Origin of the sequence: Paenibacillus sp. URB8-2 (genome assembly GCF_013393385.1) — a bacterium.
Lineage (GTDB): Bacteria > Bacillota > Bacilli > Paenibacillales > Paenibacillaceae > Paenibacillus_AQ.
The window spans coordinates 715,039-740,620 of record NZ_AP023239.1 but is presented as its reverse complement, the minus strand read 5'-3'; the positions used below and the strand labels follow the sequence as shown (position 1 = coordinate 740,620).

The following is a 25,582-nucleotide window of genomic DNA, read 5'->3' as shown; positions in this document are numbered from 1 at the left end:
GCGCTGCGCCCGAGGCGCAGCAGCGCTAGGCTCCGCCGCCAGCGCCACGCGGCGGCGGCGAGCAGCGCCGCCGCGGCTGCGGGCGGCGCAGGCGCCGGTCCGCCCCGGGCAGCGCCGGGGCGGGCAGCGTTCCCGCGCCGGCTGCGGCGGGCGCGGGGGTTTCCGGCGGCGCGGGCGCAGCCGCCGCGGTGACGGGCGGCAGCGCGGAGCCCGCTGCCGTGGCCGGCGTCGGGTCGAAGGGGACCCAGCCCGCGCCGCTGAAATACACCTCGACCCAGGCATGGGCATCGCCCTGGGTCACGGCATAACGCTGCGGTCCGCGGCCCGCCAGCATCCTGCCCGGCGCGTAGCCCTGGACGTACCGGGCAGGAATGCCCTCGCTGCGCAGCAGGACGGTCATGGCGGAGGCGAAGTGGACGCAGTATCCCCTCTTCTCCGTAAACAAAAAATCATCGACGAAGTCGGCGCCTTCCGGCGGAACGCGTGTATCCAGCGTGTAGGGATACGAGCTTTGCAAGTAATCGCGGACGGCCAATGCCGCGTCGTACCGGCTGCCGGCGGAGGCCGTAAGACTGGCGGCCAGCGTCTTTACCCGCTGCGGGAGGGCGGTCGGCAGCTCCAGATTGGCAGCCCGGATTTCCGGTGGGTCGCCGCCCGTAAGCTTCCGCAGCACGGCGGGATCGCTCTCGGGGAGCAGCGAATCTACCGTATATTCCGTCACTTTGGAGGAGCCCGCCAGATCGGGCAGAGCAAAGCTGTCCCTCTCTCCGCCGGTCAAAATATAGCCAAGCCGGCTGCCGTCAAGCTGCCGCACATCCGAGACGGACAGCACCCTGCCCGTACCGAACACGGGAATACCGCCCGCTGAAGGAGCCGCGAAGCGGAACCGTTGGCGAAGAGTCCGCCCGCCTGAGCCTGCGGCTTCCCTGGCAGAAAGTGCGGTCAGACTGATCGGCGAGGAGAGGCTGTCACTCCGCGACCAGCGGCGTCCGTCGTAGCGGTCCTGGCTCTCCCCGCGCCAATAGGCGGACTGGGAGCTTTCCACGGTGAAGACCGGGTCGTCGCTTCGCGCCAGCGGACCGCCAAGCTCGCCGCCGGAGCCGTACCCCGTCGTCCCGGTTATCGCGGCCGCGCGGCTGCGCAGTCCCTCGGACGCCCAGGCCTGCAGCCGCTGGGCTGCCGTCTGCAGCGGCTCAATCCGGCCCGGTTGTCCGCCTGAGGCCTCCGTCCCAATCCAGGCGGCGACCGTCAGGCCCACCGCCAGAAGGCAAGCAGAGCCTGCCCAGCGGCGGAACGGAATCCCTGCCGCTCCGCCGGCTTTTTCCAGTAGACGCGGCAGCCCACCCATCCCCTGCATCCACACAATAAGGGCTGCGGAGAGTATGATGTCCACGGTCGTATCGCTCCCGATCCCCTTGTCCAGAACCAGCAGGTAAACCAGCGTCACGGACGTGAAGAGCACGGTGCTCCCCCTGAACAGCGCTAGATGCTGCACCGACGACACAAGCATGCTCCAACCGGCCAGCAGCAGAAGCAGCCGGCTCGCGGCGTTCACTTCATCAATTTTGCCGGATAGGAGCAGAACGGCGTCATTCCCCATGCCCGGGAAATAATCGGCAGGCCAGGACCCTCCCGCCAATGCCGAGCATAAATAGAACCATGACAGCGTAAAAATGGCCAATCGGATCGGAGCCATCCGCCAGGGCGATACGCGGAACAACCCGGACGCAAGCAGCGCCGCGGCCATTAACGCGAGAACGCCGAGCAGCCTTTCCGTCTCCGCTCCCAAATTCATCCGGTACAGCGGATGCAACCAGTCCGCGAACAATCCGAACAGGGAGAGAGAGAACAGCGCGCGATAGCTCAAAGATGTTTCGTTGGAAGCGGCGCCCGCTCCGTATGCCTCATGGCGGGAAAGTCCGGCAGGCTGAGCCCCGCCCCCCGGACGGCTGAATTGCCGACGCAAGACACCGGACATAAACACCGGGCCGGGGACGCTGTAAGGTCTTTCGCCGTCCGGAGCGTACCGCTCTGTTTTATCGGCCTCTGACGTTGTCAGATCAGGGGAAGCGGGCAGCTTAACGTGCCGACGGCTTGCGGACTTCTCCATCCGCTCTCCCCTCCCCGCGTTCGCCTGCCGGCGGGACATGCTCCAGGCAGTATAGGCCCGCACCCAGACGGCCCAGGCTGCCGCAGATCGTCGGGGCGGTCCCGGAGCCGACCGATTCCTTTCCGCTCAAGTTTGATACAACATCCGCCGATGCGGAAAACCCGCCTTGCCCAGCTTCATATACAACGGTTATCTTATCGCTCAGGACCGGGGCGGAATGCGGAACGAGCGCTCCTGCTTCAGCGGATGGGCGCCGATGTCCGGCGGCGGGTCCGGGAGTCGGATTCCTTTTACCCGGCGCCTCCCTGTCCCATACATAATACAAATCCACCTTGATTCCTTGAGCGAGCAGCCGGGAGATCGTCAGGGCGGCTTCCCGGTCCGGGCAGCCGGTGATCACCGCAACGTTCATGCCCGGAATCCATTGCCGGGAAGCATCTTCAAGCAGCCTTGCCAGCGTGCGCGTTCCGTCCGGCGCTATCTCCGCCAGCGTATCCAGCACCCTGCCCGGGATTACGCCCAGCCCTTCATATCTCGCCATTCCTTCCGGCCAGCCGCCGGTGAACAATTGAGCGTAGGAGCCCGCGCGTTCCGCAGTAAGCAGCAGACCCAAGGCCGCCGAGACGGCCCGTTCGAAGGCCGGCTCCCCATACGAAGAATGGCCCCTTGGAGGGAGCGATTCCCACGGAATTTCATAGGAGCTCGGGCAGTTGTCCAGCACGACGCAGAGCATGCGTCCTTTCTCCCTTTCGGGAACGCGGCTTTGGAGGAAGCCGCTCCGGGCCGTATTTTTCCAATGCACCCGGTTCATCGGATCACCCGGCTGGTAATTTCTGATATCGGATACTTCTTCCGGTCCTGTCCGTCTGCGGCTCGGGACTTGGGTCAGCACCTTTCCGGCACCCTCTTCGGACGGTCTCTTCCCGAGATATAGCGGTGACGGCAGCACTTTGAACGCCTGACTGACCTCAGGGGCGCTTGTCCCGGTAAACCAGCCCGGCAGATCGCCCCAGCTGACTCGGCAGTAACGCAGCTGCTGCCGGCCTCTCGACAGCCGCTCCAGGCGATAAGTATACTGAAACTCGCGCCGGAATCCGGGGAACAGCAGCAGACGGTGATTCCCGCAGGTCCAGCGCTCTTCAATCATCAACCAGGGAATGGGCAGACGGCAGCGAAAGCTGAGGTTGACCGTTACCAGCACGCCATTCCCCGCCGTGGGCTGCACCGGAGAGAGCGTGCGGACCAGTTCGATCTTTCTCGGACCGAGCACCTGCAGCAGCAGTCCGCCGAGCATAACCAGCCCGATGAATATAAGAAGAAACAACAGAGCGGAACCGCCGAGCGATCCGTACAGTCCGGCGACGATGCCCGCAGCAGCCAGCGCACGCGCCCATTGACCGGGCAGACTCGCATTCGGAGAAACGGCTGGGAGATCGGGCCGGCGAATGGGTTTCATCAATGAATTCTCCTTCCTTATCAAGGGTTTTCTATTATTCTTCCCATGAAAAGGAGCGGACAGACCTTAATAAATCCGGCATCCGTTCGCATCGCTTCAGGATGCCTTTACCCTCCGTTCTTCCGGTTCGCTTGTCACTCCTAGCAGATGGTGTCCCGTGACCTCCAGTAAATCACGGAGCGGCAGCCAGATGGAGTCGCCCCTAAGAGTGACCCCCGAAGATACCGCTCCCTGCCCCCGGCCTTCGCCGGCCAAGGCAAGCCCGCCGCCGACCGTATCCGCCGTTATTTTCCGCCCGTTCAGTTCGGCTTGACCGCTGTGCGTACCGGCAGCCCAGCTTACCCGGCCGCCAAGCCGCTCGACTACGGACCGAAGCGGGACGATATACCGCCCGTTCTCAATACGGTATTCCCCGGGTTGAAGCGTAGTTTGCAGCATGCCGGCTTCTACTACCAGTTTTGTTCCGGATGAGAACAAGGCTATATTGGGAGTTATATTGGCGTCGATCCATGCTTCGGCCGGCTTGACTCTTCCCGCGGCGCTCTTGCCCGGATGCGTCTTGAACTGTACCGGTTCCTCCCTGACGTCCGGTGTTTTGAAGATATACCCCGCCGCTTTATACCGCTTAATGATTTCCGGCAGAGCCTTTGCGCTTTCCTCATGTCCCGCTCCGTCATGAAGCAGCAGAACGACCTTGGAAGCCTTGGTGTTCGAAATAGAGTTCTTCAGAATCTCCGAGGCCGGCACTCCCCGCCGCTTCGAATCGCCGCTGTCCACCGTCCAGTCCGTCACCCGATAGCCCGCTTGCTTCATCAGATGGAAGTAGGTATCATCAAAATGATCGAACGTTCCGCCGGGAGCGCGCACAAGCTGAGGCCGGACCCCGGTAATGAGGCGGATGATTTCCTCCGTTTTTTTAATTTGGCCCCAGAAACGCGTAAAGCTGCTGTATAAATCTTTATAGTTATGATCGTAGGAATGGTTGCCTATGGAGCTTCCCTGCTCCCAGATCGCGTTAATCCATTCGGGATGCCTTTCCGCCCCGTTTCCCAGCACGAAAAATGTCGCTTTCACCTGTTCCCGCCGCAAAATCTCTAGCACCTTGGGGGTAACGGCGCTGGGTCCGTCGTCAAAAGTGAGATAGACGGTTTTGGGCAGGGCGCTCTTCTTAACCGTAGCCGCAGCGGTTTTAGCCGCACTGTTGGAAGTTCCGGAGGTTTGAGAGAATGATCCCCGCTGTGAATGAGAGGCCGGCGACAGACGGACAGCCGGTGCCGCTTGAGCGCTGCCGTGGATCGGCAAGCCTGCGTTTGCCTGTCCGTTCGGCGCGCCGGAGACTGCCGCACCGGACAATAAGCCTGCCGATGAGGCTTCCCTTCCTTCGGCAGCTCCCCCGCCATCCGCGGCATGAAGCGTCACGGATGATTTCCAGAATGGGGAGTTTCCTGCTTCACGGCATATCAGGGCAGCCGCGAGGACCGCGGCGGCAAGCACGAGCCGGACAGCCTTACGGCGGCTGAATCCGCGCTTTTTCCGAACCATATTCTCTACCTCCAGCATTCTATTGGCTATTAAGCCTTGTGCTGGATTATATGAGGACAAGCCGCAAAATAGACATGCCCACCCGATTTACCAAACCGGCGTCTGCGCCTATCTTTTTTGGAGAGTGACATCAATTATGGAAATGCTGAAATGGATACAGGAATTATTCGCGCAGTATGGATACAGCGTGCTGTTCTTCGGGCTGCTGCTGGAGTTTATCGCTTTGCCCTTTCCCGGGGAGACGACGATGGCCTTTGCCGGCTATCTGTCCTATACGGGACGGCTCGACTTTATGCTGCTGATTATCGTCGCCTTCTTCGGAACGACCGTGGGGATGACCGTTACCTATTTCATCGGCCTCAAAGCCGGACTGCCGTTTATCCAGCGGTACGGCCGGTGGTTTCTATTATCGCCCGCCAAGCTTGAAAGAACGCAGCGCTGGTTCGAGCGATACGGCAGCTTTTTGATTACGGTCGGTTATTTCATCCCTGGCGTGCGCCACTTTACTGGTTATTTCTCCGGAATTATTGCTTTACCCTACCGCAAGTTCGCCCTGTATGCTTATGGCGGCGCCCTGTTCTGGGTCATTCTGTTTCTGGGGATCGGCCGGATGTTCGGACCCCAGTGGACGGCCGTATTCCATCTGTTCGAGACTTACGCTTTGTGGATCGTGCTCGCCGCTGTCCTTGTGGCCGCGCTGATTCTCGTCTACCGTTTCCGTTCCAGCCGCAGACCTAAAGCCCTTCGCGCATTGAGGGTCAAGGAGTCCTCGAAGGAACGTTGACCGCCCCTCCCCTTTTGTCTTTGATCCATACGTATGCACTCAGCACAATGGCAATTACGGCAAAACAAGCGCCCCCCGCAAAGCCAAGCGAACGGGGCTCCACCCTGGTGAGCAGCGAACCGGCAAGCAGCATGGACAAGCCGAGCAGCGTGCCGCTCACTGCCGTCAACAGCCCGAACAGAAAAGGCTGCCACTTGGCAGGCGTCTCCCGCATCAGCAGCGTATCCAGGGAGGCGCTTCCGATCCCCGAGGCCAGGGACAGCAGCACATACAATCCACAGGCAGCCGCAAAGCCGCCCACCACGCTGATCCCCATCAGCAGCAGCCCCTCCAGCAGCAGCCCTACCAGCGCGGCAGCCAAAAAGTTTCGCTTGATCCATCGTCCCGCCCAGAAGCTGAGAGTAAGTCCGGCGCCGAGCGACGCGTAAAAAGCCCCTACACCGATATCCCCGGCATGAAATACCCGGATCGCATAGACGCTGATCAGCACGTTGTCCAGCCCGTTCACCAGCGAAACGAGCAGCTCATAGCCCAATACCACCTGCAAAACAAGGCTTCCTGCCAGCAGCGAGGCCAGACCTTTTCGGCGGGATGAACGACTTGGATCTTGTTCATCGCTCCGCACTTTCTCCTCTTCCCTGTCTTCAGGCGCGCTCCGCGGAAAAGAAATGCCGGAAATGATCGCCGCCGCAGCCAGGAACGAGCATGCATTCAGTACGAACGCCGTCTCCGGTCCGAACCAGTGGGAGACGAATCCCCCCGAGAGCGCGCCGAGAATCAGCACACAGCCGATCATCAGCTGTTCCATTCCGTTAATCCGCATGAGTGCGCCCCGCTCCGCGAGCAGCGGTATGGAAGATTTGCGGACAGGAGCGTAAATCGCCTCGCCCGCGGCCAGCATGAAGCTGCCGACATAGAGCAGCCACAGACGGTCCTCGCTCGTCACCCACAGTAAAGACAGCGCGAAAGGGATGCGGGCGATATCGGTCGCCATCATGACCGCCTTGCGCGGCAACTTTCCGCCCAGATAACCCCCGAGGGGGGCGAGCACAAGGCAAGGAAGCAGCCGGATGCCAAGCGACAGCCCTACGGCCATACCCGATCCGGTCAGCTGAAGAATCAGCGACAGCATGGCGACCTGGCTGAAGCGGTCGCCGATTCCGTTGATGATGCCGGCGGCAAACAGTCTGTAATAGCCGCCGCTTATGCCCTCACGGCCGGACGTTCTTTTATTCATGATTTTCATCCTCTCAAGCTACAAATTAAATAAATGTCTAATTAGATAATAATCAAATTTATTTCGTATGGCAATGCCCTTTCCGGAAGTTTAAATAACAAATAAAATGATTAGAAACAACCTTGTGTCCATACTTTGATAAACGCTTGTTCAGGAAGGAGATCAAACCCATGAAGATAGATCGTCTGCTGTCCATCGTTATCGTGCTGCTGGGCCGCCGGCTCGTTCAGGCGAAGGAGCTTGCCGACATCTTCGAAGTGTCGGTGCGAACGATTTACCGTGATATCGAAACGCTGAGCCAGGCCGGGATTCCTGTCGTTACCTACCAGGGCGGAGGCGGCGGAATCGGGCTGATCGAAGGCTACCGTCTCGACCGGAATGTGCTTACCGACGGCGAGCTGGCGCAAATTTTTTCCGCCCTGCGAAGCCTCTCTTCGTATACAAGCGATCATGAACGGCTGATGGAGAAGATCAGCAGTGTCGTCCCGCCGTCGCGCTCGCAGCAATTCCGCAGTATAGCGTCACGGCAAATCGTCGACCTTTCTCCGTGGGGCCATCATGGAGCGCTTCAGCAGAAGCTTGCCCTGATCAAGGAGGCGCTGGAGGAGAGCGTAACCGTCTCTTTTGCCTATGTCAGCGCCGAGGGAACGGCAACGGTCCGGTCCGTGGAGCCTTACACCCTTGTCATGAAAGGCCAGTCCTGGTATTTATACGGCTACTGCAGGCTTCGCGGAGAATTCAGGCTGTTCAAGCTTCCGCGGATGAAGGACCTGGTCAAGGAGACCACGGCTTATACAAGGCTGGATCTGCCCTCCGGTGAACTGCCGTGGAATGACTATCCTGGAGATCAAGCAACCGTTTCCGTAGTGATTGTGCATTTCTCCGCCGGGGACAAGCATATCGCGGAGGAGCGCTTCGACTGCTCCGAGCTTCAGGCGGACGGCTGCGGCGGCTATACGGTCGCCCTGCGCTATCCGGTAGACGAATGGCTGTACGGGTTTCTGCTAAGTTTCGGGCCTGCGGCCGAGGTGCTGGAACCGGCGCATGTAAGGAGGCGGCTTTGGGAGATGGCGGCGGCCGTTGCCTGCAAATACAGCCCGTCAACTTGACGTAATGCTGTCAAGTTCCCCGTTTTATACTGTTCCTGTATAAAACATTTGCGGGAGAGTGATCGAGATTGGAACATAACACGGATCCAAACGGGCGGTTCTGCCAAAGCTGCGGAATGCCGATGCCGGAGGAAAATTTGCTCGGGACAGAACGGAAAGGCGCAAAGACGGAAGAATATTGCTTGTACTGTTACGAAGGCGGACAATTCAAGCAGCCGGACATTACCCTTCAGGGCATGATCGATCTGTGCGCCGGTTATCTTGTGCAGAATGGCATGGATGAGGCGGACGCCCGGGGGCTACTCGCCGAAACGCTGCCTCTGCTTAAGCGCTGGAGACAAGAGAGCGCCTCTTAACAAAAAGGGGACTCATCCCGGTTTAACCAACCTTGGGATGAGTCCCCGCTTACGTTGTTATTCTTTTTCCAAAACGGCCTCGTTCCCGGTCTTCAGAAAATCCGGCTGCGGCGATGTCTTGCGAATGAAGAAGGCCAGAACGAGCCCGGCCACCGTCACCCATGTCGCGACGACGAAGGCGTGCGTAATCCCGTGAATCATCGCTTCCTGAGAGAACTTCGCAAAAGCAAGCTTGTCGACTTGCGAGATTTGGCCGCTCATGACGGCGTCGGTAATTTCGCTCTTCGTACGGTTCGTCATCAAGCTCACAAACAGCGCCATTCCGAGCGCCCCCGCTACGGTCCGCAGCGTATTAGCCATCGCCGTGCCGTGAGAACTGAGGCGCTGCGGCAGCTGGTTCAGCCCGGCCGTAGTAATCGGCATCATCAGCATGGACATGCCGAACATCCGCGCCGTATACGTCAGGATTAAATGCGTATAAGTGGTCGAATCGGTCAACTGGCTGAACTCCCATGTCGTAATGACGGTAATGGCCAGGCCGATAATCGTCAGCCATCTGGCGCCGATTTTATCAAAAATAATGCCGGTGACCGGCGACATGATCCCCATTAGAATCGCTCCCGGCAGCAGCATCACGCCGGATTCGAGCGGTGTAAAGCCGCGGATCTTTTGCAGATACAGCGGAAGCAGGATCATGCCGGAGTACAGCGCCATGGTTACGATAATGTTGATGACGGTGGTGAGCGAATACATGTTGTAGCGGAAAATACGGAATTCGAGCATCGGCTTCTTCACGACCAGTTCTCTCCACACCAGCAAAGCGAGTCCGATCACGCCTACAATTAATGAGATTATCACCGTGCTGCTGTTCCAGCCGTCGGTTCCCGCGTCGCTGAAACCGTACAGCAGTCCGCCAAAGCCGAGTGTCGAGAAGATAATTCCCGGCTTATCCAGCTTCGGCGATGTTTTGACCGTTACATTCTGCATAAACTTCACGCCCAGCAGCGTGGCGAAAACCGCCAGCGGCAGCACAATATAGAACAGCACCCGCCAGGAATAGTTCTGCACTACCCAGCCGGAGAGAGTCGGGCCTACGGCCGGCGCAAAAATCATGGCGACCGCCATCAGCCCCATCGCTTTGCCGCGCTCTTCGATCGGGAAGATCATCAGAAATACGATGTTCATCAGCGGCATCAGAATGCCGGCTCCGGCGGCCTGAATCACACGGCCAACCATAATCACGTCAAAGCCGGGCCCCAGGGCGCATACCAGCGTTCCGATTGAAAATAAGGACATCGCCGTAATAAACAAGGCTCGCGTCGTAAACTTCTCGACAAGATAGGCGCTTACCGGAATAAATACGCCGTTCACCAGCATAAAACCGGTGGTCAGCCATTGGGCCGTATTGGCCTGAATCCCCAGACTGTCCATCATGTTCGGCAGAGCGACGTTCATCAGCGTCTGATTCAGAAGCGCGACGAATGCACCGATCAGGAGCGCCGCGATAATCGGACCTCTTCGGATATTTTTTGCCACGGATGCGGCATTTGCGGTTATCGTGCTCATAATTCTGACTGCTCTCTCCCTTGTTCTAATATTTCAATAATTTGACCGTGAATCCTCAGCAGCTCCTGCGCGTCTTCCCGGGGAATATGAGTCAGTGGAAGCAGATGCTTTCTCAGCTCCACTTCGCTCTTCTCCCAGATTTCCTTGCCCTTCTCCGTCAGCGCGAGCCGGAAAATACGACGGTCGTCCTCCGCCCGCTTCCTTGTAATCAATCCCGCCTTAACCATCCGTTCAACCAGGCCGCTGACCGAGCTGTTGCCGAGATACATCCGTTCCGCAAGTTCGGTTACCGACATCTCCGAGCAGAGCGAAAGCTTGCGCAGCACCATCAGCTGGGCGGGAGTAATGCCGAACTGCTCCGCATCCTTCCATAGCAGCTGCTGAAACGAATGGCTGATACGCCGGAAAGAGGACACGATCTCGTCAAGCTGTTCCCTGTGATCCATCTATTTTGAACCTCCATCTATTTCAAAGCTATATATTTCGTGTACGAAATATTTTACTGCTTACTTAAATTTCCGTCAACCGGGCGTTGAAAGTTTCCAAGAAGAAATGCCTGACGGCGTCTTTTAAGACGCAAGAACGTTTCTCGTAGAAATACAAGATCTTTTATAAGCGTGAAACTTATAAATTCATGTATTTTGGAAAAAGAAAAAGAGATCCTGTCCTTCCGGACACAGATCTCCTTATGATTATTCCAAAATCGGGCCAGTCGATTCGTCTGCGAGTAAGTAAAACAGCCGGTTTCGGAGAAATCTGCTCCGGCCGTCCTCTCCCCGATCCGTCTAAGCCTGAACCGTCTTCAGCTGCGTGTCCGCTTTGGGGCCGCTTGCTTCCTCAAATAACGCCCCGCCGCTCTCCAGCTCTTTTGCGATCGACATCATCAGCTTGATCCGGTTCGTCTGGTTCACGACACTGACCCCGGCATCATAATCAATCGCGGCGATATTCGCGCTTGGATACAGCTCTTTCAGGCCTTTCATCGTCCCGCGCCCGGTAATATGGTTCGGAAGGCAGGCGAACGGCTGGATGCAGACGATGTTGTTCACACCGTGATCGAGAAGCTCCATCATCTCGGCGGTCAGGAACCAGCCCTCGCCCATCTGGTTGCCTACGGAAACGAGCCGTTCGGCCTTTTCGGCGAGACGGTAAATGTTCTTATCTTTATGGGCGACCCCCTCTTCTTCAAGCGCCGCCGCAATCGGCTTGCGGTACATTTGCAGATATGAAATGAGCAGCGGATTGATCAGCCCGAGCGTTTTGTTCTTGCCGAACTGCTCCGCCCGGTAAATCGGATTGTACAGGCAGTAAAAGATAAAATCGAGAAAATCAGGCAGCACGGCCTCCCCGCCTTCGGCTTCGATTAAATCGACAATCCGGTTGTTGGCGTCGGGATGAAACTTGATCAAAATCTCGCCGACGACGCCTATCCGCGGCTTAACCGCAGGCGTCAGCGGCAAACGACCGAAGTCTGAAGCAATCTCGCGGGAGAGCTTCTTATAGTCGCGGAACGAGAAGGACGACAGGCTGTCCTTGCAGCGCTCCATCCCCTGCCGAAACAGGGCTTCTGCGCTTCCTGGAACCTTCTCGTAAGGTCTGAAGCGGTGCAGCAGCCGCATCAGCAAATCGCCGTAGCAGGCCGCGGCGAACATCCGGTTGATCATCTTGAACCCGATCCGGAAGCCCGGCTGGTTCTCAAGACCCGAAGCGTTCAGCGACAGAACCGGAATCTTCCCGAGCCCTGCATCCTTAAGCGCCTTGCGCAGCAGGGAAATATAATTCGTTGCCCGGCAGCCTCCGCCGGTCTGCGACATGATGACCGCGGTCCGGTCCGGATCGTAATCTCCGCTCTGCAGCGCCGACAGGATCTGGCCGATCGTCACAATTGCCGGGTAGCAGGCGTCATTGTTGACATACTTCAGGCCTTCCTCCGTTTCCTCGGGGCCGGACTTTTCCAGCACCTTAAGCCGGTAACCAAAATCCCGGAACACCCGCTCGAACAGCTCGAAGTGGATCGGCGACATTTGCGGCGCCAGAATCGTATAGGCCGACTTCATGTCCTTCGTAAACGGCGCGCTCTGATCGGCAGCCTTGACGCGGAGAGGAGCCGCCTCTCCATTCTCCCGCTCGCGCATCGCCGCGAGCAGCGAGCGCAGCCGGATGCGGGCCGCGCCCAGATTGCTGATCTCGTCGATCTTGATCAGCGTGTAGACCTTATTGCTTCGCTCCATAATATCCTGCACCGCATCGCAGGTGATGGCATCGATGCCGCAGCCGAACGAAGTAAGCTGCACCAGCTCCAGATCGCTGCGAGCCGCCGCGAGCCGCGCGGCTCTATAAATCCGCGCGTGATAGGTCCACTGGTTGACGACACTCAGATCGCTCTCGGCGCGTCCCAAATGGAAGACTGCATCCTCGGTAAGAACCGCCAGTCCCATGCCGGTAATGAGATCCGCAATTCCATGATTGATTTCAGGGTCGGCGTGGTACGGATGCCCGCAGAGCAGGATGCCTTTTGTTCCGGTCTCTTCAAGGAACGCCAGCGTCTCCTCGCCTTTCCGCCGCAAGTCGCTCTTGGCCCGTTCCGCTTCAGCCAGCCCGGCCTGTATGGCGGCGACAATCTCATCCCTCGGAATATCCGGGAAGGTGCGCGCCAGCCCTTTCGTCAGCGCGGGAATGTCGTCAAAGGTCAGGAACGGGCTGACAAGCGGAATGCCCTTCTCTTTGAGGCCGTCCATATTGTTGCGGATTACCTCCGGATAGGAGGCGACGACCGGACAGTTAAAGTGATTGTCGGCAGTCTTATCCTCTTTCTTCTCATATACGATGGCAGGGTAAAAAATAAAATCAACGCCCTTGCCGAGCAGGCTCTGCACATGGCCGTGGGCCATTTTGGCCGGATAGCAGACCGCTTCGGACGGAATTGTGTCCATGCCGCTCTCGTACAGTTTTTTGTCCGATTTCGGAGACAGCACCACCTTGTAGCGCAGCGCGGTAAAGAACGCATGCCAGAACGGATAGTTCTCGAACAGGTTCATGGCGCGCGGCAGCCCTACAGCCCCCCGGACTGCCTCCTCATCGGGCAGAGGAGCGTAATCCAAGAAACGTTCGTATTTATACTGCATCAGATTCGGCAGCTTGTTCTTTTCCTTCTTCCCGCCGGCTCCACGCTCACAGCGGTTGCCGGTTACATGGAAGCTGCGGTCCGGGAACCGGCTGATCGTCAGCGGGCAATTGTTGCCGCATCGACCGCAACGTCCCTGCGTCACCTCGTAAGCAAAGCTCTCCAGCTCCTGCGGGCCGAGCAGCGTGCTGACGCCGCTCTCCTCCGCGTTCGCGTTCTCCCTCGCGAGCAGGGCGCAACCGTAAGCTCCCATTACGCCGGCGATATCCGGGCGTACGACGGTTCTCCCCGTCAACTGCTCAAAGGCGCGCAGCACGGCTTCGTTATAAAAAGTCCCGCCCTGCACGATAATACGTTCTCCCAGTTCATCGAATCTGCGAATTTTGATGACCTTTTGCAGCGCGTTCTTAATGACGGAGTAGGCCAGACCGGCCGAAAGATCGGACAGGGACGCCCCTTCCTTCTGCGCCTGCTTGACCTTCGAGTTCATGAACACGGTGCACCGCGAGCCGAGATTAACGGGCTTCTCCGACTGCAGCGCGGCTTCAGCGAAATCGGAGACGCCAAGGCCGAGCGCCGAGGCGAAGCTCTCCAGAAAAGATCCGCAGCCCGCAGAGCAGGCTTCGTTCAACATGAGGCTGTCGATGGCGCCGCCCCGGATTTTGATGCATTTCATATCCTGGCCGCCGATGTCGAGAATAAAATCGACTTCCGGCATAAACTTGGCGGCCGCCTTGTAATGGGCGACCGTCTCCACTTCGCCTCCGTCGGCCTTGAGCGCCGCCTTGATCAGACCCTCGCCGTAGCCGGTCGCATAGCAGCCGGCGATATGGCAGCCGTCCGGCAGCAGCCGGTATATCTCCTTCAGCGCGTCGCTTACCGATTGCAGCGGATTTCCTTGATTGCTTCCGTAATATGTATACAGAATTTCGTCGCTGCCGCCCGTAAGCACAAGCTTCGTCGTCGTGGAGCCGGCGTCGATGCCGAGATAGCAGGGTCCGCGGTAGGAGGACAGATCGGCCCGAACCGCCCCGGCTTCCGAATGACGCCGCCGGAATTCCTTAAGGTCGGCCTCCGTCTCAAAGAGCGGCGGAAGCTCGCCATCCTCGGAGCGCTCCGACGCAAAATCAACGGCCGCGATCCGTTCCATCCACTCCGTAAGCGGCAAAGCGGAGCTGTCGCTTTCGGACAGCGCCGAGCCGATCGCCACGAAATACTGCGATCTCTCCGGAAACAGAATCTCCTCCTCCGCAAGCTCCAGCGTCTCCACGAACCGGGCCCGCAGCTGGGACAAGTAAGTCAGCGGACCGCCCAGGAAAGCGACACGGCCGCGAATCGGACGCCCGCAGGCCAGACCGGCGATCGTCTGATTGACGATGCTTTGGAAGATCGAGGCCGCCACATCCTCGCGGCGCGCCCCTTCGTTCAGGAGCGGCTGAATATCGCTCTTGGCAAAGACGCCGCAGCGCGAAGCGATCGGATAAATGCGCTCGTGATTCGCCGCAAGCGCGTCGAGTCCGGTGGGATCGGTCTGCAGCAGCGCGGCCATCTGATCGATAAAAGCGCCCGTCCCGCCCGCGCAGGCATTGTTCATCCGCTGCTCGATGCCGCCGCTGAGATAGATAAGCTTGGCGTCCTCTCCCCCAAGCTCAATTGCGGTATCGCAGGACGGGAGCAGCTCGCCTATCGCTTTCGTACAGGCGATAACCTCCTGGACAAAGGGTACATCCCCCAGCTTGGACAGGGACAGGCCGGAAGAACCGCTAACCGCGAGCACCGCATTTCTTCCCGGAAACAGGGATATCACTTCATCCAGTAAAGCGAGAACCGCCTTTTTTATATCGCTATAGTGTCTTATATAATTCTGATGAACAATCTCGTTTCGCTCCATGACAACCAATTTAGCCGTAGTCGATCCGACATCCAGCCCGATCCTCAACTGCATTCTGCCATCACCATGCCTTATTGAATATTTTAACTTTAGGAAAAATATCACATAATAGGCTAATGAAATCTATTAAAAATGTAACAATTAAAAATGTAATTGACCGCTGCAAACACAACTATCGTCCTATTCCCCGTCAAGGCGCGCCGCGACCGTCTCCGCATGCCCTTTTACCCGCACCTTTTTCCAGATATCCGATACAATGCCCGACTCGTCGATCAGGAAGGTGGAGCGCACAACACCCATGAATTCCTTCCCGTACAGCTTCTTGAGCTGCCACACCCCATATTGCTCACTTACTTTGTGGTCTTCGTCGGACAGAAGCAGAAAAGGCAGTTCGTTCTTCGCGATAAACTTGGCGTGCGACTGAAGATTGTCGGGGCTCACGCCCAGAATGACGGCCCCCCTGGCCGTAATCCGGTCATTGACGTCGCGGAACTCGCAAGCTTCCTGGGTGCAGCCCGGGGTCATATTTTTCGGATAAAAATACAGCAGCACCTTGCGTCCCCTGTACTGATTCAAGCTTACCTCGCTTCCGTCCGAAGCGGGCAGCGTAAAGTTCGGCGCCTCTTGTCCGATAGTCAGTTCTTCCATAGTTCATGCACTCCTTCGATTTTTAAAACTCGCCCTTTCGGGCGCGCCCCGCCGGCGGGACGTACAATTGATTGTAACCATAAAAGAAATTATAATGTAGGGAATGCGAATGTGAAAGGAAGAGCGAGAAATGCCGCCACGATCGAAACGACACGCAAAAAAGCGAAAGTCCAGGAAACCGCTGATTTGGAGCTTTAGCATCATTCTTCTGCTCTTGGTCGGGGGAGCCGTTTATTATTTCACTTCCATCTTTCAAGGTCTTGACAGCATGCAGAAGAAGGGAGATGCTTCTCCTTTTAAAAATGTGGAAACGGTAGATGCTGATACGCCCGATCCTCCGAAATGGGAGGGTACGGAGCCGGTGAATATCCTGCTGATGGGCGTGGATGCGCGCGGCGTGAAAAAGGGCGAAATTCCCCGCTCGGACACGATGCTCGTGGCTTCTCTCGATCCGGTGAACAAGAAGGCCCACGTCTTCTCCATCCTCCGGGATACTTACGTGTCGATTCCCGATCATGGCCGGGACCGCATCAATACGGCGATCATCTACGGCCCCAACACGGCGATGCAGACCGTCAGCGATCTGCTCGGCATTCCGATTCAATATTATGTCTACACCGACTTTCAGGGCTTTATCAAGCTGATTGATTCGGTCGGCGGCATAGACTATACGGTTGAAAAGGACATGGTCTACAAGACCAAGGCCGACGGCCCCGAATACGACATCGATCTCAAAAAAGGATATCAGCACCTTGACGGCAATATGGCGCTCCAGTATGTGCGTTTCCGTCACGACGCCACTTCGGACTTCACGCGCACACAGCGCCAGCGGGCATTCCTGAGCGCCGTTGCGGACAAGCTCAAGAGCACCACTTCGCTTGTTAAGCTTCCCGGCATTCTGTCGCAGATCAGCCCCTATATCGACACGAATCTGTCAATAAACGATATGTGGAAACTGGCAAACGTCGGTTATGGCAGCAGCGTGGCCGGAAGCGAGCAGATTCCGCCGATGAAGCTCTTGGAAGAGGAGACCGTCCGGGGCTCATCCGTGCTGGGCATTCGGGATCTCGATGAATTGAAGCAGTTCGTGCAGGAAACGATGGCCAAGACGGAAGCTGCGGCTTCTCCGTCTCCATCTTCATCGCCTTCCCCCTCGGCGGGAAGCGACAGCTCACAGTAATCACCCAGCCGCATTTCTGGGAAAGCGGCTGGCACAAATGGCGCTTCACACGGGTAACGGGCGGACGGCGGAACAACGCCTTCCGCCCGTTGACGCGCGTTAACCCAAATATGATGCTTAGGGAACACCCAACCGAAAGGATGACCCGTTTATGAATCGTTCCACCTCAGAACAGCTGTATCAGGAAGCGCTCCAGCATATCGTCGGAGGCGTCAACAGCCCCTCCAGATCCTTTAAAGCGGTAGGCGGCGGAGCGCCCGTCTTCATGAAGCGCGCCTCCGGCGCCCATTTCTGGGACGAGGACGGCAACCGCTATATCGATTATCTCGCGGCCTTCGGCCCGGTGATTACCGGGTTCGCACACCCGCATATTACAGCCGCCATCACGAAAGCCGCGGAGAACGGTGTGCTGTACGGAACCCCGACGGCGCTGGAAATTACCTTGGCCAAAATGGTCAAGGAAGCCATTCCGTCGCTGGACAAGGTCCGGTTCGTCAATTCCGGCACCGAGGCTGTCATGTCGACGATACGGGTCGCCCGGGCGTTCACCGGCCGAAGCAAAATCATCAAGTTCGCCGGCTGCTACCACGGCCACTCCGACCTGGTGCTGGTTGCCGCAGGCTCCGGCCCATCCACGCTGGGCATCCCGGACAGCGCCGGCATCCCGGTAAGCATCGCGCACGAAGTCATTACCGTGCCGTTCAACAATCTGGACGGGCTGCGCGAGGCCTTGAACAAATGGGGCGACGATGTCGCCGCCGTCATGGTTGAGCCGATCGTCGGCAATTTCGGCATGGTCATGCCGAAGCCCGGGTTTCTGGAAGGCATGTGCAAGCTGGCTCATGACAACGGCTCGCTCGTTATCTACGACGAGGTGATTACGAACTTCCGCTTCCACTACGGCGGCGCGCAGACTTACGCCGGATTGGACAATCACGAGCAGATCGTGCCCGATCTGACGGCGATGGGCAAAATCTTCGGCGGCGGTCTGCCGATCGGCGCCTACGGCGGCCGCAAGGAGATTATGGATCAGGTCGCGCCGCTCGGACCGGCCTATCAGGCCGGCACGATGGCGGGCAACCCCGCGTCCATCTCGGCGGGTATCGCCTGCCTGGAGGTATTGCAGGGAGCAGGCGTTTACGAGGAAATGGAGCGGCTGGCCATCCGTTTAACAGGCGGTCTGAAAGAGTCGGCGGACCGGCACGGCATTCCGCTTACAATCAACCGCATCCGCGGCGCCTTCTCCACCCACTTCTGCGATCATCCCGTCACTAACTACGAGGAGGCCCAGGACACCGACGGCGAAGCGTTCGCCAGCTTCTTCCGCCATATGCTGAACCGCGGCATCAATCTGGCCGCCTCGAAGTTTGAAGCGTGGTTCCTGACCACGGCTCACACCGATGAAGACATCGACGCTACACTGGAAGCGGCGGAGGCCTCCTTCCGCGCGATGAAGGAAGAACGATAAGTACCGCAAGCTGCGAAAAAACGCCGTTCAAAGGCAGACGCTGTCGCCTTTGGACGGCGTTTTTGTGTCCGGCCGTCCAGCACAAGGGCGGCAACCGTCCGCAAGGCTGTGGGCAGACCGGCACAGCGAATGACTCGCGCGCATTCCCCTTCGCTATCCCTGGCTTCCGACAGATGAACGCGTAAAAAACGACCGTCGCCCCGGTTAGGAAAGCTACGGCCGCCTTGCTTAATAATTTACTCCTTTTTCTGAAAATTATTCATTCCGTAATCATTGGGTTTCAACCTTTACTTCTCTTCCCGGTCGTACAGGCTGCGGATGGCTACGCCCTGCGGCAGCTTGAACGGATTCTCTTTATTGATCCGGTCGTAGAACATCTTTCCGTCAAGGTGATCCATCTCATGCTGGATAATGATCGACGTGTAGCCCTTGAACCGAAGCTGGACCTCTTTGCCCGCCACAAGGTCATACGCTTTTACTTTAACCGCGTCATATCTCGGCACGAAACCCTGAATCGGCCGGTCTACCGACAGGCAGCCTTCGCTTTCCGGCAAATAGACCATCGCCAGGGAATGGCTGACGATTTTGGGATTGACCAGTGCATGCTCGATGAGCGTGCCATTTTCATCCTGCGCATACATGACAAACATCCGCTTGTTCAGCCCGATCTGATTAGCCGACAGACCCACTCCCGAACGCAGCTTATACTTGGCGGCCATCTCCTCATCCTGGCTGTTCTTCAGGAACTGGAGCATGCAGAGCAGCGTTTCCCGGTCCTCCTCCGTCAGAGGCACCTTAACCGATTCGGTGACGATTCGAAGCGCCGGATGCCCCTCTCTTACAATATCGTCCATCGTAATCACATAATCTTGCGTAAACTTTGCATCAGACACCGTTTTCTCCACCTTTGCTTCACTTGATGATCTATTAATACGCGCTTGTTTAATCATTACTATATTAAGGATTGATAAAAGCGGTACGCAGCTGCGCGCTGTACTCAACATCGAAGCCCAGGCCCGCGGCGAGTGCGGCCAGAGGCAAATACGTCTTGACTTCCTTGCCTGTCTTTTGCAAAAAAGCCGGGCTGTCTATCCCAATCTTGCGCCCGTCCGCCTGTATCGTCTTCGAGCCGATCGTAATCACGACCGTCCGTCCGCCGTATACAATGGTCGCGCTTGACGTCTTGTTGTCCCATTTGCCGCTTGCGCCCATGGCCTTGAGCACATCCGCCAGCGCTAGGAAATTCTGGCCGCTGCGGACGATCGGTTTATTGGGCGTGTTCAGCTCCGTGCTGTTAACGACAATCGTCATCGGCCGCTGCGAGCCGGATGGCGTCAAGAAGGAGCTCGGTATACGGTAGTCACCCCAAACCATTTCGGCGAACACCTTGGCAATCGTCTCGTAGCCGAGCTGAGTCGGATGGAAATCGGAGTCGGCGATAATATGCGTCAGCGATCCCTCCTGGCCCGCAAACCGCGAGGCCGCATGAGCGACCAGCACGGGGGCCTCGGCGCGCGTCACGTTTGCGGCCAGACTGTCCGCCGCTTGCGTAAAGCTTGCCGCGGCGCCCATCAGTTTCGCATAGCTCTGGCCGGCATAAAGCTGCGGAACGGGCTGATATTGGTCGGCAATGATGATCGTCGCATTCGGATTCATCGCTCGTATGTTCTCCAGCGCGGCGGTGACATTAGTTGTGTAAGCGGCCAGCAGCTCTTGTACGCGGGCCTGCAGATCGTCATCCGACATATCCTTGGCCTGCACCAGCAGACTGCTCACATCATTGCCGCCGATAGTGATTGTAATCAGTTTGGCTGCGGCAATATCGGCCTTGGTCTGCGCGGACTTGGCCGCAAACGAGGCCAGGCGCGGATCGGCGATGCCGGGCTGGATGCTGTCCGCCGTAATGGCCGTGCCATCCTTGATCGCCGCCGTATAGCTTCGAAGTCCGGCGGTCTTCAGCCCCAGAATGCCGTAGTTTCCCAGCGCAGCGCGCTTGCCGTGAAACCAGGCCTGCTCCAGCAGGCGTTCCGCGTAGCCGTAGGGCTGGGAATTCATATTCATACCCGGCTCATAGCCTGCCGTAACGGAGTCTCCCAAAGCCACGATACCGACTTCATCCGGCTGAGGCGTCTGTGCGGCGGCTGCCGAAACCCCTTGGGTTCCAAGACCCAGCAGCATGATTGCGAGCAGCAGGAAGCTTGTGGAAGTTATCCATTTTTTCAGCGAATCGATCATTTTATCCCTCCAAGTCTGCATTGATTCTTCCATTCTATCATTCCGTTTCCCGTAAAGGTAGAGACCGCGCCGCAACCAAAAATAGCCCTAAAAAAGGGGCTTGGGCTCCGCAGCATACTGAAGAGCGCTCGGGTATTCTTGGCATAAAGCGGATTAAAAAAAGAGCCAAGGTTCCACTTCACCCCGGCCTTGACTCTTTCTCTTGTTATGATATTGCGCTTCTAATCGCCTATTTGTTCTCCCCCGGTGCTCCGGTCTTTCCGCTCACCGCCGCCAGGGGCTTCCTTCCGGTCTGCCGCCGATTCGGGAGGAACAACATCCCGCTGTTTCTTCAGCGTCCGTTCCAGATATTTATCATACCGGTCATCAAGGTCGCGGGCCATTTCCCGGTACCGGTAAGTTTCCTCCACAATCGGATCAAGCGAAGTCTGAATACGGATTTCGTATTTAGGCGATATTTGGCGAAGCTGCCTCGCTTCACGTTCGTTCTGTTCCAGCTCGCCCCCGGTCAGCATTTCGCTCAAGCGGCGCTCCAGATCTTCCTTCTCGTTCATAGAAGCCAGCCTCCTCGCGCGTACTAGAATCCGGTCGCTCCCGCTTCCTTAAGCGAAGACAGGATGTCATCATGAATATGCCCGTTACTGGCTACGATATGGCGAGTGCCGATATGGTATGGGTCGCCCAGCGTATCGGTGACCTGGCCGCCCGATTCCTTGACCAGCAGCACACCTGCGGCGCAGTCCCAAGGACTCAGGCCGACTTCATAGTAGCCGCTGACCCGCCCCGCGGCCACGTAGGCCAGATGCAGAGCAGCCGAGCCTCCGGCGCGGATGCCGCGGACTTTCGGCAGAATGTTCTGAAAAGCGGCCAGGTTAGCTGGCTGCGAGAACTGCCGGTCCGGCGGAAAGCCTAGCGCAATCAGGCTGTCGCCAAGTGAAGCTTCCGATGAGACGGCCGTCTTGACGCCATGCACGTATGCGCCTTTGCCCTTTTCGGCCACGAACATTTCATCGCGCACCGGATCGTAAATGACGCCGACCGTCAATTCGCCGCGTACGGCAAGCGCAATGGACACCGCGTAAAAAGGGAAGCCGTGGACAAAGTTCGTTGTTCCGTCCACCGGATCGACGATCCAGAGGTACTCATGCTCTTTCGCTTCCTCAAGCGCGGCGGTCACAGCATCGGCACCCGGTTCAACTCCCTCTTCGCCCAGAATGGCGTGTTCGGGATAATGCGTCAGTACAAGTCTGCGGATCATTTGCTCCGCGCCTTTGTCCACTTCGGTCACCAGATCCTGAGCCGATGACTTCGTTCCCAGCTCCTTTACCGTCCCCTGTCTGCTCTTGATATACTCCCCGGCTTTGGCGGCCGCGTTGATGGCTACCGCCGTGTACCCCTTGCCGGATACGACATAGGGCTCCCGCTCATTACTGCTATTAGGATTTAAAGAACTCATCTCTTCACTCCGCTTTCTTAAACTTGATAGCCGGGGCGTGAGATCCCTTCGCAGCTCGCGGGGACCGCCGTCCGGCCCGCTTGCTAACCTCCGATGATGTGATATCCACCGTCGACATAGATCACTTCTCCGGTAATCCCGCGCGACAGATGGCTCATCAGGAACATGGCCGTATCGCCGACTTCGGCGGTATCGGTGCCGCGGCGAAGCGGCGCTTTTTCTTCCACGACACGAAGAATCGAGTTGAAGTCGCTGATGCCTTTGGCCGCCAGGGTGCGGATCGGTCCGGCAGAAATGGCGTTCACGCGGATGTTGTCCGGACCAAGGTCGCTTGCCAGATAGCGAACCGAAGCTTCAAGCGCGGCTTTGGCCACGCCCATGACGTTATAATTGCGCATAACGCGTTCCGAGCCCATATAGGTCATCGTAATGATGGACCCGCCCTCGGTCATGAGAGGATGCAGCCGCTGGGCGACCGCTACCAGTGAATAGGCGCTGATATCATGCGCCAGAGCAAAGCCGGAACGCGAGGTGGCGGCAAAGCGGCCCTCAAGATCCTCGCCTTTGGCGAAGGCTATGCTGTGGACAATGCCGTGCAGCACGCCGAACTGTTCTTTCAGTTCCTCCGCCAGCTTGTCGATATCCTCATCCACCGTCACGTTGCACGGCAAAATCACCGAACCGGGAATGGTCTCGGCCAGCTTGCGCACCCGGCCTTCCACACGTTCGCTTTCATATGTAAAGGCCAGACGCGCCCCCTGTTCAGACAGGCTCTTGGCAATCGCCCAGGCGATGCTGCGGTCGTTCGCCACGCCCATCACAACTATATTTTTTCCGGTCAGCAGTTCTCCCATTTCAAATGCTCCTTTAATTGTTAAGATATAGGGTAAACCGAGGTTTCCTTCAACGTACCGCATTTGCGGCCACTTATCAAGTCAGTAAGGCTATAATCTATGCCTCGATGCTGATGCTTGCTCCGTCCAGCACGATAATCCGGCTCCCTGGGCCTTCCATTCCTTTCAGCGTCTCCATCAGCTCAAACAGCGCTCCGTCCTTCGCCTTGGCTTCGATCATCACATCCACCGCCGCCGTATCCGCCGCGATCCGTTTCAGAAAGGCGAGCAGCGGCGCAGGTTCCACGCCATCGGCATGGCTGCGGGGATCGGAAGGGCTGCGGGGGCTGGACACGTGGATCTTGGGCGGAAGCGGCTGGTCTTTGGGGACGTCCTTCAAGGCCAGCGGCGTCTGCCATGTCCGGCTGATTTCCGGCCACAGCTCCCAAGGAAGCTCTCCCTCGTTATTCACCCATTGATGATGGATATCCAGAACCATCGGAAGGCCGAGCGTCTTGCAGACTTCCAGCGTCTCCACCGCGTTGAACGTCTTGTCGTCGTTCTCAAGCGTGATGCGTTCCTGCAGTTCCGGCGCAAGATCCCGGAAGTGCTCCACGAACCGCGCAGCCGCTGAAGGCTTATCTCCGTAGGCGCCTCCGATATGAATATTGTTCTTGGCCGTTGCCGGAAGATCCATTGCGCACAGCATGTCCGTATGGTGCCGGAGGTCACGGACGGAACTGGCCAGCACCTCGGGCCTTGGCGTACTCAGCACGGTAAAATGATCGGGATGAAAGGACGTCCTCATCCCGTTCTCCTTGATATACCTGCCAACCTCGGCAAAATCATCGGCCAGCGCGGCAAAAGGGTTCCAGTCCCGCAGCTCCGGATGCGTGGCCAGAGGGACCAGCTTCGAGGTCAGCCGGTAAACTCTAATATCCGATGCCCGGTTATGCCTCAGCAGCCGGAGCGTGTTGTGCAGATTGCCCCTGGCGATCGACTCAAGGCGGCGAACCGCCGCCTCGCGGTCTTCCAGCTTGCTGAACGAAGCCATCGTCATCGTCTTGGACGGCGAACAATTTTCAATAACGGTGGACATCGCGACATAACCGAAGCGGACGATCATTCCCGCTCCCCGAAGAACATCTCGTCAGCAAGCGCCGTCTGTACTCTGGACTCTTCTTCATTCAGCTTGCGGACCAGTTCCATCTCGACCGCGGTGACTTCGCGGCCCTGAAAGTTGATCTCCGCGATGGACGCCGAAATTTTGACGATGGCCACGGCAACGTTGTCCGGCGTATAAGCAATAACCTTCTGTCCGGTCGGAAAGATGCGGAACCCCTGCTTCAGCATTTTGCAGCGTCCGTATTCCAGCAGTTCGTACAATTCCTGCTCATTCTTGAATTTGCAGACCGAATTAAATTCCGTTTGAAATCCCATAATACCTTCTCCTTTCCGGCCGGATATTCCGCCTATTGTCTATTATTGCTCGTTATCGTATTTCAAGCCCTGCTTGAGCTCATACCGCTCGAGCGCCAGCGCGATCATGCGGTCCAGCAGAGCCTGGTAGGATACACCCGTCTCGCGCCACAGCAGCGGATACATGCTGAACGGCGTAAAGCCGGGCATGGTGTTGACTTCGTTGATCAAAATTCTGCCATCGGATTTGCGGAGGAAGAAATCGGCCCGTGTGATGCCGCTGCCTTCAATGGCTCGAAAGGCGGCCAGCGCCAATTCCCGCAGCCGGTCGGCGGTCTCGGGATCGACGGGAGCCGGAATCAGCATTTGCGACTTGCCGTCGATATATTTGGCAGCATAATCGTAATATTCGCCGGAGGAGACGATTTCGCCGGGAACGGATGCCTCCGGCTCGTCATTGCCCAGCACACTGACTTCCAGCTCACGCGCCTCGACGAACTCCTCGATAATCACCTTCGTGTCGTAACGGAAGGCGGTCTCGATCGCTTTAACGAGGGCCTCCTTGCCTTCGGCTTTGGAAATGCCGACGCTGGAGCCCAGATTGGCGGGCTTTACGAACACCGGGTAGCCGAGCTTATCCTCGACCTCGATGATCAGATCATGGCTCTTGCGCTTCCATGAGCTTGCGGTAAAGTAGCTGTATTTGCACTGATCAAGCCCTGCCTCTTCAAACAGCTTCTTCATGACAACTTTGTCCATGCCCGCCGCCGAGGCCAGCACCCCCGCTCCGATATAAGGGATATTAGCCATCTCGAACAGCCCCTGAATCGTCCCGTCTTCTCCGTTCGTGCCGTGAAGCAGCGGGAACATCACGTCGACCACTCGTTCCCCGCCATCCAAGCCGCTGAATACGGCGTTCAGCGCCTTGCCCGTATCTGCGGACTCTCCTTCCAGCTTAAGTTGCTCCAGCCGGCCGAAAGGGGCCTGAAGCTTCTCCCCAATCTTCCACAGCCCCTGTTTTGAAATATAAAAAGGCAGTATTTCATATTTAGCGTAGTCGAAAGCGTTCATTACGGCAAAAGCGGTCTGCAGCGATACTTCGTGCTCCCCCGATTTGCCGCCGTACGCCAGGCCCACGGTCAGTTTTGCGTTATCCATTCCTTAACCT

The 25,582-nt window shown here is 57.7% G+C and carries 21 protein-coding genes; 5 read left to right on the top strand and 16 right to left on the bottom strand.

What is annotated here, in order from left to right:
* Window positions 1–25: 25 nt before the first annotated feature.
* The 3 genes from PUR_RS03455 to PUR_RS03445 all read right to left on the bottom strand — a co-directional run bounded on the left by PUR_RS03455 (window position 26) and on the right by PUR_RS03445 (window position 5,108).
* Window positions 26–2,110 carry a transglutaminase TgpA family protein gene (locus tag PUR_RS03455; protein WP_179034039.1) on the bottom strand — a complete coding sequence of 695 codons (2,085 nt, stop codon included), beginning with the start codon at window positions 2,108–2,110 and terminating at the stop codon, window positions 26–28.
* Window positions 2,079–3,566 (bottom strand): DUF58 domain-containing protein, encoded by a 1,488-nt coding sequence (locus tag PUR_RS03450; RefSeq protein WP_179034038.1) that lies wholly within the window; start codon window positions 3,564–3,566, stop codon window positions 2,079–2,081. Before PUR_RS03450 ends, PUR_RS03455 begins: the two co-directional genes overlap by 32 nt.
* Window positions 3,567–3,662: 96 nt before the next feature.
* Window positions 3,663–5,108, bottom strand: a complete 1,446-nt coding sequence (locus PUR_RS03445) for a polysaccharide deacetylase family protein (protein WP_179034037.1) — start codon at window positions 5,106–5,108, stop codon at window positions 3,663–3,665.
* A 136-nt stretch (window positions 5,109–5,244) separates the two neighbouring features.
* Here PUR_RS03445 and PUR_RS03440 point away from each other — a divergent pair, with 136 nt between their 5' ends.
* Window positions 5,245–5,892 (top strand): DedA family protein, encoded by a 648-nt coding sequence (locus tag PUR_RS03440; protein WP_179037724.1) that lies wholly within the window; start codon window positions 5,245–5,247, stop codon window positions 5,890–5,892.
* On the opposite strand, the gene PUR_RS03435 is transcribed toward PUR_RS03440, so the two are convergent.
* Window positions 5,867–7,129 carry an MFS transporter gene (locus tag PUR_RS03435; protein ID WP_179034036.1) on the bottom strand — a complete coding sequence of 421 codons (1,263 nt, stop codon included), beginning with the start codon at window positions 7,127–7,129 and terminating at the stop codon, window positions 5,867–5,869. The genes PUR_RS03440 and PUR_RS03435 overlap by 26 nt on opposite strands.
* 170 nt (window positions 7,130–7,299) lie before the next feature.
* Here PUR_RS03435 and PUR_RS03430 point away from each other — a divergent pair, with 170 nt between their 5' ends.
* Both PUR_RS03430 and PUR_RS03425 read left to right on the top strand, forming a co-directional pair.
* On the top strand, window positions 7,300–8,238 hold the full coding sequence (locus PUR_RS03430) for a helix-turn-helix transcriptional regulator (RefSeq protein WP_179034035.1): 939 nt from the start codon (window positions 7,300–7,302) through the stop codon (window positions 8,236–8,238).
* 68 nt (window positions 8,239–8,306) lie between these two features.
* Window positions 8,307–8,594 (top strand): zinc ribbon domain-containing protein, encoded by a 288-nt coding sequence (locus tag PUR_RS03425; protein ID WP_232101704.1) that lies wholly within the window; start codon window positions 8,307–8,309, stop codon window positions 8,592–8,594.
* Between the two features lie 57 nt (window positions 8,595–8,651).
* Here the strand turns inward: PUR_RS03425 and PUR_RS03420 are convergent, their stop codons facing one another.
* The 4 genes from PUR_RS03420 to bcp all read right to left on the bottom strand — a co-directional run bounded on the left by PUR_RS03420 (window position 8,652) and on the right by bcp (window position 15,823).
* Window positions 8,652–10,160 carry a DHA2 family efflux MFS transporter permease subunit gene (locus PUR_RS03420; RefSeq protein ID WP_179034034.1) on the bottom strand — a complete coding sequence of 503 codons (1,509 nt, stop codon included), beginning with the start codon at window positions 10,158–10,160 and terminating at the stop codon, window positions 8,652–8,654.
* Window positions 10,157–10,606, bottom strand: coding sequence for a MarR family winged helix-turn-helix transcriptional regulator (locus tag PUR_RS03415; RefSeq protein ID WP_179034033.1), 450 nt, complete (start codon window positions 10,604–10,606; stop codon window positions 10,157–10,159). Before PUR_RS03415 ends, PUR_RS03420 begins: the two co-directional genes overlap by 4 nt.
* A gap of 339 nt (window positions 10,607–10,945) precedes the next feature.
* Window positions 10,946–15,229 carry a 2-hydroxyacyl-CoA dehydratase gene (locus PUR_RS03410; protein ID WP_179034032.1) on the bottom strand — a complete coding sequence of 1,428 codons (4,284 nt, stop codon included), beginning with the start codon at window positions 15,227–15,229 and terminating at the stop codon, window positions 10,946–10,948.
* Window positions 15,230–15,355: 126 nt separating this feature from the next.
* A complete protein-coding gene (bcp, locus tag PUR_RS03405) occupies window positions 15,356–15,823 on the bottom strand; it encodes a thioredoxin-dependent thiol peroxidase (RefSeq protein ID WP_179034031.1) in 468 nt (155 codons plus the stop codon).
* A 130-nt stretch (window positions 15,824–15,953) separates the two neighbouring features.
* Here bcp and PUR_RS03400 point away from each other — a divergent pair, with 130 nt between their 5' ends.
* Both PUR_RS03400 and PUR_RS03395 read left to right on the top strand, forming a co-directional pair.
* Window positions 15,954–17,003, top strand: coding sequence for an LCP family protein (locus PUR_RS03400; protein ID WP_179034030.1), 1,050 nt, complete (start codon window positions 15,954–15,956; stop codon window positions 17,001–17,003).
* Window positions 17,004–17,154: 151 nt separating this feature from the next.
* The gene (locus tag PUR_RS03395) at window positions 17,155–18,471 is read left to right on the top strand and encodes a glutamate-1-semialdehyde 2,1-aminomutase (protein ID WP_179034029.1); all 1,317 of its coding nucleotides are present in this window, start codon (window positions 17,155–17,157) and stop codon (window positions 18,469–18,471) included.
* A 287-nt stretch (window positions 18,472–18,758) separates the two neighbouring features.
* Here the strand turns inward: PUR_RS03395 and def are convergent, their stop codons facing one another.
* The 8 genes from def to PUR_RS03355 form a co-directional block, all read right to left on the bottom strand.
* Window positions 18,759–19,325 carry a peptide deformylase gene (def, locus tag PUR_RS03390; RefSeq protein WP_232101848.1) on the bottom strand — a complete coding sequence of 189 codons (567 nt, stop codon included), beginning with the start codon at window positions 19,323–19,325 and terminating at the stop codon, window positions 18,759–18,761.
* A gap of 103 nt (window positions 19,326–19,428) precedes the next feature.
* Window positions 19,429–20,706, bottom strand: a complete 1,278-nt coding sequence (locus PUR_RS03385; protein ID WP_179037722.1) for a stalk domain-containing protein — start codon at window positions 20,704–20,706, stop codon at window positions 19,429–19,431.
* 221 nt (window positions 20,707–20,927) lie between these two features.
* Entirely contained in the window at window positions 20,928–21,260 is a 333-nt protein-coding gene (locus tag PUR_RS03380; RefSeq protein ID WP_232101703.1) for a hypothetical protein, read from the bottom strand.
* A gap of 23 nt (window positions 21,261–21,283) precedes the next feature.
* Complete coding sequence (locus PUR_RS03375) at window positions 21,284–22,162, bottom strand: inositol monophosphatase family protein (RefSeq protein WP_179034027.1); 879 nt, start codon at window positions 22,160–22,162, stop codon at window positions 21,284–21,286.
* 83 nt (window positions 22,163–22,245) lie between these two features.
* Window positions 22,246–23,016, bottom strand: a complete 771-nt coding sequence (fabI, locus tag PUR_RS03370) for an enoyl-ACP reductase FabI (RefSeq protein ID WP_179034026.1) — start codon at window positions 23,014–23,016, stop codon at window positions 22,246–22,248.
* Between the two features lie 97 nt (window positions 23,017–23,113).
* Complete coding sequence (gene uvsE / locus PUR_RS03365; protein WP_179034025.1) at window positions 23,114–24,121, bottom strand: UV DNA damage repair endonuclease UvsE; 1,008 nt, start codon at window positions 24,119–24,121, stop codon at window positions 23,114–23,116.
* Window positions 24,118–24,435, bottom strand: a complete 318-nt coding sequence (locus PUR_RS03360; protein ID WP_124697418.1) for a hypothetical protein — start codon at window positions 24,433–24,435, stop codon at window positions 24,118–24,120. The genes uvsE and PUR_RS03360 overlap by 4 nt, the downstream gene beginning before the upstream one ends.
* 42 nt (window positions 24,436–24,477) lie before the next feature.
* Entirely contained in the window at window positions 24,478–25,572 is a 1,095-nt protein-coding gene (locus PUR_RS03355; protein ID WP_179034024.1) for a D-alanine--D-alanine ligase, read from the bottom strand.
* Between the last annotated feature and the right edge of the window lie 10 nt (window positions 25,573–25,582).